The following is a 7637-nucleotide window of genomic DNA, read 5'->3' as shown; positions in this document are numbered from 1 at the left end:
TATTTTTTTATATCTAACATATGTAATAATCTTGTTTTTACCCCAGAAAAATCACGTGAAGATAGAGGAACCTCCACATCACCTACTATAACGGATGATTTATTTAATCTACGAACTTGTTTTAGATTAATTAAATGTTTATTGCTACAGCTATAGAAAATATAAGAATCCAGAGAATTTATTAATTTATTAATATTAGAATCTATAGTAAAGGTATCATTTTGAGTATATACAAGAGACTTATTTTTATAGGATTCAATAAGCAATATCGATTTAGGAGATATATCACCTAATATATTATTTTCATTTAATTCATTGACACACTGCAAAAGTTCATCATTAAATGATTCTTCATTTATAGGATTAATTACATATTTAAAATCCTTTAGGGGAAATCCATTAATCATAAAATCTACAATTTCAGGAATAAATATTACTTTAATATTATTATATAAAGTTGTTACTTTTTCTTTAATTTCAAAGGCTATCGTCTTATTTTTTAGAGCTACACTGATTAATAAAATATCTATATTTCGTGGCTTGTTATTTAATAAGTCATCAAGAGAATTAAAATTAGAAAGCCTATATTTGAATTTGTTAAATGAAGTGAATTTAAGTAAAAGGCCATTTAAATTATTTCTTTCATTAATATTATTACAACATACACATACATCAAACATTAAAAATCTCCTTTCAAAAGTATTAAGTTGAGGTTTATTTTATAATAAATAAAACAAGCCTCTAAGTATAAGATATTAAATAAGGACTACTTATATACCTCTTAAATAATTATTGAAAATTAACTCAAGAAATATTCAAAACAACCGTAAAAATATATAATAGAAAATATTAGATAATATTACAGAGGTTAAATATGAAAGTAGTAAATATAGGATTAAATCCTGGGATTAATATAGAAAGTAAAAACAACAAAAGTAAGCTGGATTTTAGCGACAGTTTTAATCAAACAAGTAAATCAAAAACGAAAGAAGAACTAGAATTATATATAAAAGAAATAAAGAGTAGTGGAAATAGATTAGCGGTAACTCAAAACTATACAGATGTAGTAAAATATAAACAGGTTATAAAAAGCTACTTAAAATCTATAGTAGACTATGTATATACATTAAATAAAAAAGATAGTTTTTGGGATACGAATTATTTTACAACAGTTAATACGGTAAATGAAAAGTTAGAAGAAATAACAAAAGAACTATTATACGAGCAAAAGAGCAATATAGATGTAGCATCTAAAGTAGATGAGATAAATGGATTATTAATAGATATATATATGTAAGGAGAAATAAATATGGATACTTTTAAAAAAAATGATGAGGTATATGAAGTTGAATTTGAGCAACTAGAAGAAGGTGAAACAAAATCAATAAGCGCTATGAATGAAATTATGAATGCACAATTAGATATAACAGTGTCTATAGGAGAAACGATGGAAAAGCTAGAAAAAATAGCTGGCTTAAATGTAGGAGATGTAATAGTTTTAGATAAGCATCTTGAAGAACCTTTGGATATAAGTATAAATGGAAAGATGGTAGCAAGTGGAGAAAGTATCATATTAGATAACAAATTAGCAATAAGATTATCTACTATAAAAATTGAAGATGATGAAAATTAAAACACTTATTACTTATTAATATTAAGGAGGTATTCGATGAAAATAGGTTCGATAAACCAAAGAGTCATTGAAAATATATACAAATCTAATAAGGTTGGAGAAAAAGTTATAAAAAAAGAAAGAACAGATACTATTCAAATATCTGATTTAGGAAAATATTTAAGTGAGGTTAGTAATAATCCAAAAGAAGAAATAAATATTGAAAAGGTTAACGAATTAAAGAAAAAAATAAATAATGGGACTTATAGAATAGATTCAAAAGATATAGCAAAAAAAATAATTGAGCATATGAGAGGTGACAAGTAGTTGAGCCCAGAGCTAAAAATAATTATATATGAAGAAAAAAATATATTAAAAAAACTATTAGAGTTACTAGATGAACAATATGAATTATTAATAAATAAAGAGGTAATTAAGCTTGATAAAATAGCGGCAGAAATAGATTTAGTAGCAAAAGAACTTGCAACTTTAGAAATTAAGAGAAGAAGTATTACTGGCAATGAAGCTAGCATGAGAAATCTTATAGAAAGCTGTGACGACGAAAACATAATTAAGGCATACGAAGATATAAAATACTATCTTAATATGCTAGAAGTACAAAAAGAAGCAAATAACAATCTTATAAAGCAAAAACTATTATTTACAAAAAAGATGATAAATTTTATAAAGCCAAGTAAAAGTATAGGTACATACAACTCGCTTGGACAAGTAGGAAAATAAATTAAAATGGAGGGGAATTTATGTCAGGTTTATTAGGATCTTTACAGTCAGCAAGAACAGGTATGAGTGCAAGTCAAGCATCAATACAGACAACTTCACACAATTTAAATAACATGAACACACCAGGGTATTCAAGACAAACCGTTAAGCAAAGCGCTAGAAGTGCATATAGTTATCCAGGATATAATAGTAGCTTAGGAGCGGGTCAATTAGGAACAGGTGTAGAAGTTACAGATATTGTTAGAGCGAGAAATACATTTTATGATTTTCAATTTAGAAACGAGAGTCATACATATGGAAATATAAAAGTTAAATATGAAAACTACACAAATATGGAAACTATATTTAATGAGCCATCGGATACTTCGATTTCAGCATCTATAAATAATTTTTTCGCGAGTTGGCAGGAATTAGCAAAAAATCCAAAGGATAATGGCTCAAAAGATATAGTAATACAAAATAGCAAATATTTAGCTGATAAAATAAGCCAAATAAATAATAAATTAGAAAATTTAGGCGAACAGGCACAAAAACAATTAGGAGATAAAGTAAATGATATTAACTCTGCAATTAATCAATTAAGAGACCTTAACAAACATATCAAAATAGTTGAAGGTAGTGGAAAAAGTCCTAATGATTTATTGGACGAAAGAGATAGAATATTAGATGATCTTAGTTTTAAGTTAAATATTCAAGATGATGAAGTGAAAAATCTGATTAACGATAAAATAGAAAATGGCGGAGAAGTTACAATAGGTGAATTAAAAGGGATGAAAAATCTCTCAGGAGAAATTAAAGGTTCTCTGGAAATGATAGAAAAAATAGATAAATATAAAAATGATGTAAATACATTAGCGGAAAATATAGCAACAACAGTAAACGATACTTTAAAAATTGATTTATTTGAGTATGATGGTAGTAAAAGTCCAACTTTAAAAGTAAAAGATGACATAATAGATGGAACAGTTGACTTAGACATAACATCAGATAAAGCACAAGAAATGTATAAATTAAAAGATAAAAAAGTTAATATCAAGGGAGAAGATATAACTATAAATAACTTTTATAATAACATAATACAAAACTTAGGAAACGAAGCTCAAGAAGTCATAAGAAATGAAAAAAATCAAAGTAAAATACTAAAAGAGGTAAATAACACGAGATTAAATGAATCAGGCGTTGCATTAGATGAAGAAATGATTAATTTAATACAATTCCAACATGCATATAATGCAAGCGCTAAAGTTGTATCAACAATAGATTCTTTATTAGACGTTGTAATAAATGGATTAGTAAGATAATTTAGGAGGTAATTATGAGAATAACAAATTCATCGATGATTGCAAATCATATGTACGATACACAACAAAACCTACAAAACATGGATAAATTAAATAAACAACTTAATACAGGTAAAATGATAAATAGAGTATCTGATGATCCACACAAAGCGATTAAAATAATGAATTTAAATAATGAAATAAAATATACAGAAAAATACAACTATAATATAGATGAGACTGTAGGGTGGATGAATAATACAGATTCATCATTAGAAGAAGTGGGAACAGTTCTTAATGATATTAAAGAATCTATTTTGAAAGCTGGAAATGGTACATACTCTAAAGAAGAATTTAAAGCAATAAGTGCAGAAGTAAATGAAAAAATTAAAGAACTAGGAGAAGTATTAAATTCAAGTCATGGTGGAAGACACATGTTCGGTGGAACTAATGTTGATGAAACACCAGTAAACGTAATAGAAAATTCAGATGGAACAGTAACAATAGAATTGAATCCTAAAGCAAACTCAAATGATTTAAACGCTGAAATATCAGAAGGAATAACTATAGATTATAATGTATCTGCTAAAGAAATATTTGATACAGGAACTGGTGGAAAGGATTATCTTTCAGCAATAAACGATGTATCAAAACTGCTAAACGATATAGCAAATGGTAATGATGTTGAAGCAAATAAAAGTAAATTACTAGGTGATACAAAAGACAAAGTTGATTCATTCTTTAACCACACACTAGATAATAGAACTAAACTAGGTGTTAGAGTAAGTACTGCTGAAAAGATAAAAGAACTTAATGATGAGAATATACTAAATATGAAAGGTGTATTATCATTAAACCAAGATGTTAACCATGTTGAAAAATTTATAGAACTAAAATCAGCAGAATTGGTTTATAATGCATCAATTCAAGTAGGAGCTAAATTAATACAACCAAGCATACTTGATTATCTAAGATAATTAGGAGGAACATATGGAAATAGTATTTGATAAAGGCATACCAGGATTTGAAGAATATAAAGTTTTTACAATAAATGATATTGAAGAAAATCCTAAATTTAAAATTATAAATTCCAAAGAAGATACAAATATAGGATTTATAGCTATATCTCCTTTTGAAGTAAAAAGTGATTATGAAATAAATTTAAATGACGATATAATAAGTGAGTTAAAAATAGAAAATTCTAATGATGTATTACTATTAAATCTAATAACTTTAGGGAAAACATTAGAAAAAAGTACGGTTAATTTAAAAGCTCCCATAGTAATAAACATTAAAAATAATAAAAGTAAGCAATTAATATTGCAAGATGATAAATATAACATAAAAGAACCTTTAATAGGGAGTGAAAAAAATGTTAGTAGTTACTAGAAAAAAAGGAGAGTCTATATTAATAGGAGATGATATAGAGATTAAAATAGTAAAGGTAGAAGATGGAAGCGTTAAGATAGCTATAGATGCTCCTAAGGATAAAGTTATACTTAGAAAAGAAATATATGATAATGTAAAAAAAGAAAATTCAGAAGCTATAACTAACACAAAAGAAATTTTAAATTTATTTAAGTAAGTGAGGGAGAAATTTATGTATACAGCAAATCCATATAATATATATAAACAAAATTCAGTAAATACAGCATCACAAGAACAATTATTACTTATGTTGGTAGATGGAGCTGTTAAATACACAAAAATAGCAAGGCTAGCAATATTAGAAAAAAATATGGAAAGAGCACATAAAGAGCTAGTTAGAGTACAAGATATATTTTTAGAACTTATGATAACTATGGATAAAAGTACAGGAAGCTACATGGAAGATTTGTATAATGTATATGAATTTATAAAAAATGAACTTATAAAAGCTAATATAAAAAAAGATATTAAAACAATAGATAATGTACTTCCTTTAATTGAAGAAATAAGAGATATGTGGCATGAGGCAGATAGAAAAATAAAGACAGGTAAGTAGGGGGATTTTATGTCAAGTATAAATAGTATAAGATTACCAGGACTTGCAACTGGTATGGATACAGAAAAAATGATAAAAGAAATGCTTGCTGGAGAACAAAAGAAGATAGACAAAGCTAAGCAAAAAGAACAGAATATTAAATGGCAACAAGAAATATATAGAGAAATTATAAAGGATGTTAAGGATATAAATGAAAAATATTTTTCGGTAACATCTAAAAATTCTTTGATAAACAGTAATGCATGGAATACGCTAAGTATTACAAGTTCTGACTCTAGTATAGTAACTGCTACAGGTAATGCAGGTGCTAATAATATTGATTATAAGTTTGATGTTGAGAAATTGGCAGAACCACCAAAAATTACGGCAAAAACTGACAGTGATGGTAATCAAATTAAAAGAGATAGTAAACTATCAGAGTTAGGTCTAACGTCGGGAAAAAATTTTAAGATAAATCTAGGTGGAGATTCAAACTCTAAGTCTATAACTATAGAACCTGATGATACGATAGATTCTCTAGTAAGTAAGATAAACAATAGTATGGGGGGAGATGTTAAAGCTTCATTCAGTGATATGACTGGTGAGTTTACAATTGAATCATCTAAAACAGGTAAAAATAGTGAATTAAAAATAGTAAATGAAGATGGTAGTATATCAGATTCTCTAAATTTTTTAGGATTAGGGACAAAAGTGTATGAAACTGATGCTGACGGAAATTTTGTGTCAGGTACTGATGGAAAATCTAAGTTTACGATAGAAAAATTTGGTGGTTCAGCTGTAGGTAGTAATTCTATAATTAAAGTATCTTCAAAAGATGGGTCATTTACTAAGACTTTAAATGAAGAGTCAAACTCATTTACAATAGATTCAGTTACATACAATGTATTTACAACAGGAAGTGCTAATATGACATCTAAACAAGATGTTAAACCAGCAGTAGACAATATGAAATCATTTGTTGAAGAGTACAATAAAATAATGGACAAGGTTTATAAACTTGTAGTAGAAAAAAAACAAAGTGATTATCAGCCATTAACAGAAGCTCAGAAAGAAGATATGAGTGAAGAAGAAATAGAAAGATGGGAAAAGAAGGCAAAGCAAGGTATACTTCGAAATGACTCTGAAATGAGAAGGTTTATGGATGATATGCAAAAATCTATATTTGGTGATAAAATGGAAATTCTAAGTGAAATGGGCTTAACAAGCCATGAAGACTATACAAAAAAAGGCCAAATAGCATTAGATGAATCTAAATTTACAAAGGCATTAGAAACTAATTCTAATAGAGTGTATGAAGCATTTGCTAAGGATAGTTCAAGTATATTAGAAAGTATGAAAAATACTATGAAAAAATACGTAGGAGGTTCATCATCTATATTTGCAAGAAAAGCAGGATTAACTGCATCATCTGCAAATAATTTTTATTCAGAACAACTAAAAAGACAAGCAGAGAACATAAAAACTCTTACAAGAAAAATGAGTGATAAAGAAAGTTCATTATACCAAAAATTTGCAAAGTTAGAATCAAGTATGAATAAATTTAATTCGCAAATGAACTACTTTGCGCAAGCGTAGGTTTGGTGAAAAATTATGTTAGAAACTGTAGAGTTATACAAATCAATATCTTTAGAAATAATTGAAAGTATCAATAAGTCTGAATTGGATAAATTAGATGAACTTTTGAATAAAAGACAAGAAATATTAGAAAGTGAAACTGATACATCAAAATTTAAAAACTACTAATAGATGATGGAATACTAGATATAGATAAAAATATACATAAGTTATTAAGTGATAATATAGAAAAAGTTAAAGATGAAATTAGAGAACATAAGATATCTAAACAAGTAAATAATAACTATTCATATTTTAATAAAGAAAAATTAAATATTTTTAATAAAAAGTATAAAGTTTTATCAAAATATATCGATATATAATATTATAAGCAATACTTGGCCAAGTATTTGTATATAAATTAAAAGACAAGGATGTCGTTAAAAAACTAAGGAGGGTAACAAAA

General features: G+C 26.6%; 12 protein-coding genes. 11 read left to right on the top strand and 1 reads right to left on the bottom strand.

The window, feature by feature from the left end:
* Positions 1-680 (bottom strand): LytR/AlgR family response regulator transcription factor (locus BN899_RS11160; protein WP_042275398.1); only part of this gene is annotated, 680 nt, incomplete at its 3' end.
* 194 nt (positions 681-874) lie between these two features.
* Between BN899_RS11160 and BN899_RS11155 the strand changes: the two genes are divergently transcribed.
* Genes BN899_RS11155 through BN899_RS19065 form a run of 11 tightly spaced genes read left to right on the top strand, consistent with a single transcriptional unit; the run spans position 875 to position 7360 of the window.
* Positions 875-1297 (top strand): YaaR family protein, encoded by a 423-nt coding sequence (locus BN899_RS11155; RefSeq protein ID WP_042275395.1) that lies wholly within the window; start codon positions 875-877, stop codon positions 1295-1297.
* A 12-nt stretch (positions 1298-1309) separates the two neighbouring features.
* Positions 1310-1633, top strand: coding sequence for a FliM/FliN family flagellar motor switch protein (locus BN899_RS11150; protein ID WP_052356825.1), 324 nt, complete (start codon positions 1310-1312; stop codon positions 1631-1633).
* Between the two features lie 36 nt (positions 1634-1669).
* Positions 1670-1939, top strand: coding sequence for a flagellar biosynthesis anti-sigma factor FlgM (gene flgM / locus BN899_RS11145; protein WP_042275392.1), 270 nt, complete (start codon positions 1670-1672; stop codon positions 1937-1939).
* Positions 1940-2353, top strand: a complete 414-nt coding sequence (gene flgN, locus BN899_RS11140) for a flagellar export chaperone FlgN (protein ID WP_042275390.1) — start codon at positions 1940-1942, stop codon at positions 2351-2353.
* Positions 2354-2373: 20 nt separating this feature from the next.
* Positions 2374-3654: a flagellar hook-associated protein FlgK gene (flgK, locus tag BN899_RS11135; RefSeq protein ID WP_042275387.1), complete on the top strand. Its 1281-nt coding sequence runs from the start codon at positions 2374-2376 to the stop codon at positions 3652-3654.
* Positions 3655-3668: 14 nt separating this feature from the next.
* Positions 3669-4610: a flagellar hook-associated protein FlgL gene (flgL, locus tag BN899_RS11130; RefSeq protein WP_042275386.1), complete on the top strand. Its 942-nt coding sequence runs from the start codon at positions 3669-3671 to the stop codon at positions 4608-4610.
* Between the two features lie 13 nt (positions 4611-4623).
* On the top strand, positions 4624-5022 hold the full coding sequence (fliW, locus tag BN899_RS11125; RefSeq protein ID WP_042275385.1) for a flagellar assembly protein FliW: 399 nt from the start codon (positions 4624-4626) through the stop codon (positions 5020-5022).
* A complete protein-coding gene (gene csrA / locus BN899_RS11120) occupies positions 5006-5218 on the top strand; it encodes a carbon storage regulator CsrA (RefSeq protein WP_042275384.1) in 213 nt (70 codons plus the stop codon). Before fliW ends, csrA begins: the two co-directional genes overlap by 17 nt.
* 15 nt (positions 5219-5233) lie before the next feature.
* Complete coding sequence (fliS, locus tag BN899_RS11115) at positions 5234-5617, top strand: flagellar export chaperone FliS (RefSeq protein ID WP_042275383.1); 384 nt, start codon at positions 5234-5236, stop codon at positions 5615-5617.
* A gap of 9 nt (positions 5618-5626) precedes the next feature.
* On the top strand, positions 5627-7192 hold the full coding sequence (fliD, locus tag BN899_RS11110; RefSeq protein ID WP_042275381.1) for a flagellar filament capping protein FliD: 1566 nt from the start codon (positions 5627-5629) through the stop codon (positions 7190-7192).
* A 15-nt stretch (positions 7193-7207) separates the two neighbouring features.
* Positions 7208-7360 (top strand): hypothetical protein, encoded by a 153-nt coding sequence (locus tag BN899_RS19065; protein WP_154658899.1) that lies wholly within the window; start codon positions 7208-7210, stop codon positions 7358-7360.
* The last annotated feature ends 277 nt before the right edge of the window (positions 7361-7637 follow it).

Origin of the sequence: Faecalimicrobium dakarense (assembly GCF_000499525.1) — a bacterium.
GTDB classification, from domain to species: Bacteria; Bacillota; Clostridia; order Peptostreptococcales; family Peptostreptococcaceae; genus Faecalimicrobium; species Faecalimicrobium dakarense.
This window is presented reverse-complemented; position numbering and strand designations above follow the sequence as displayed.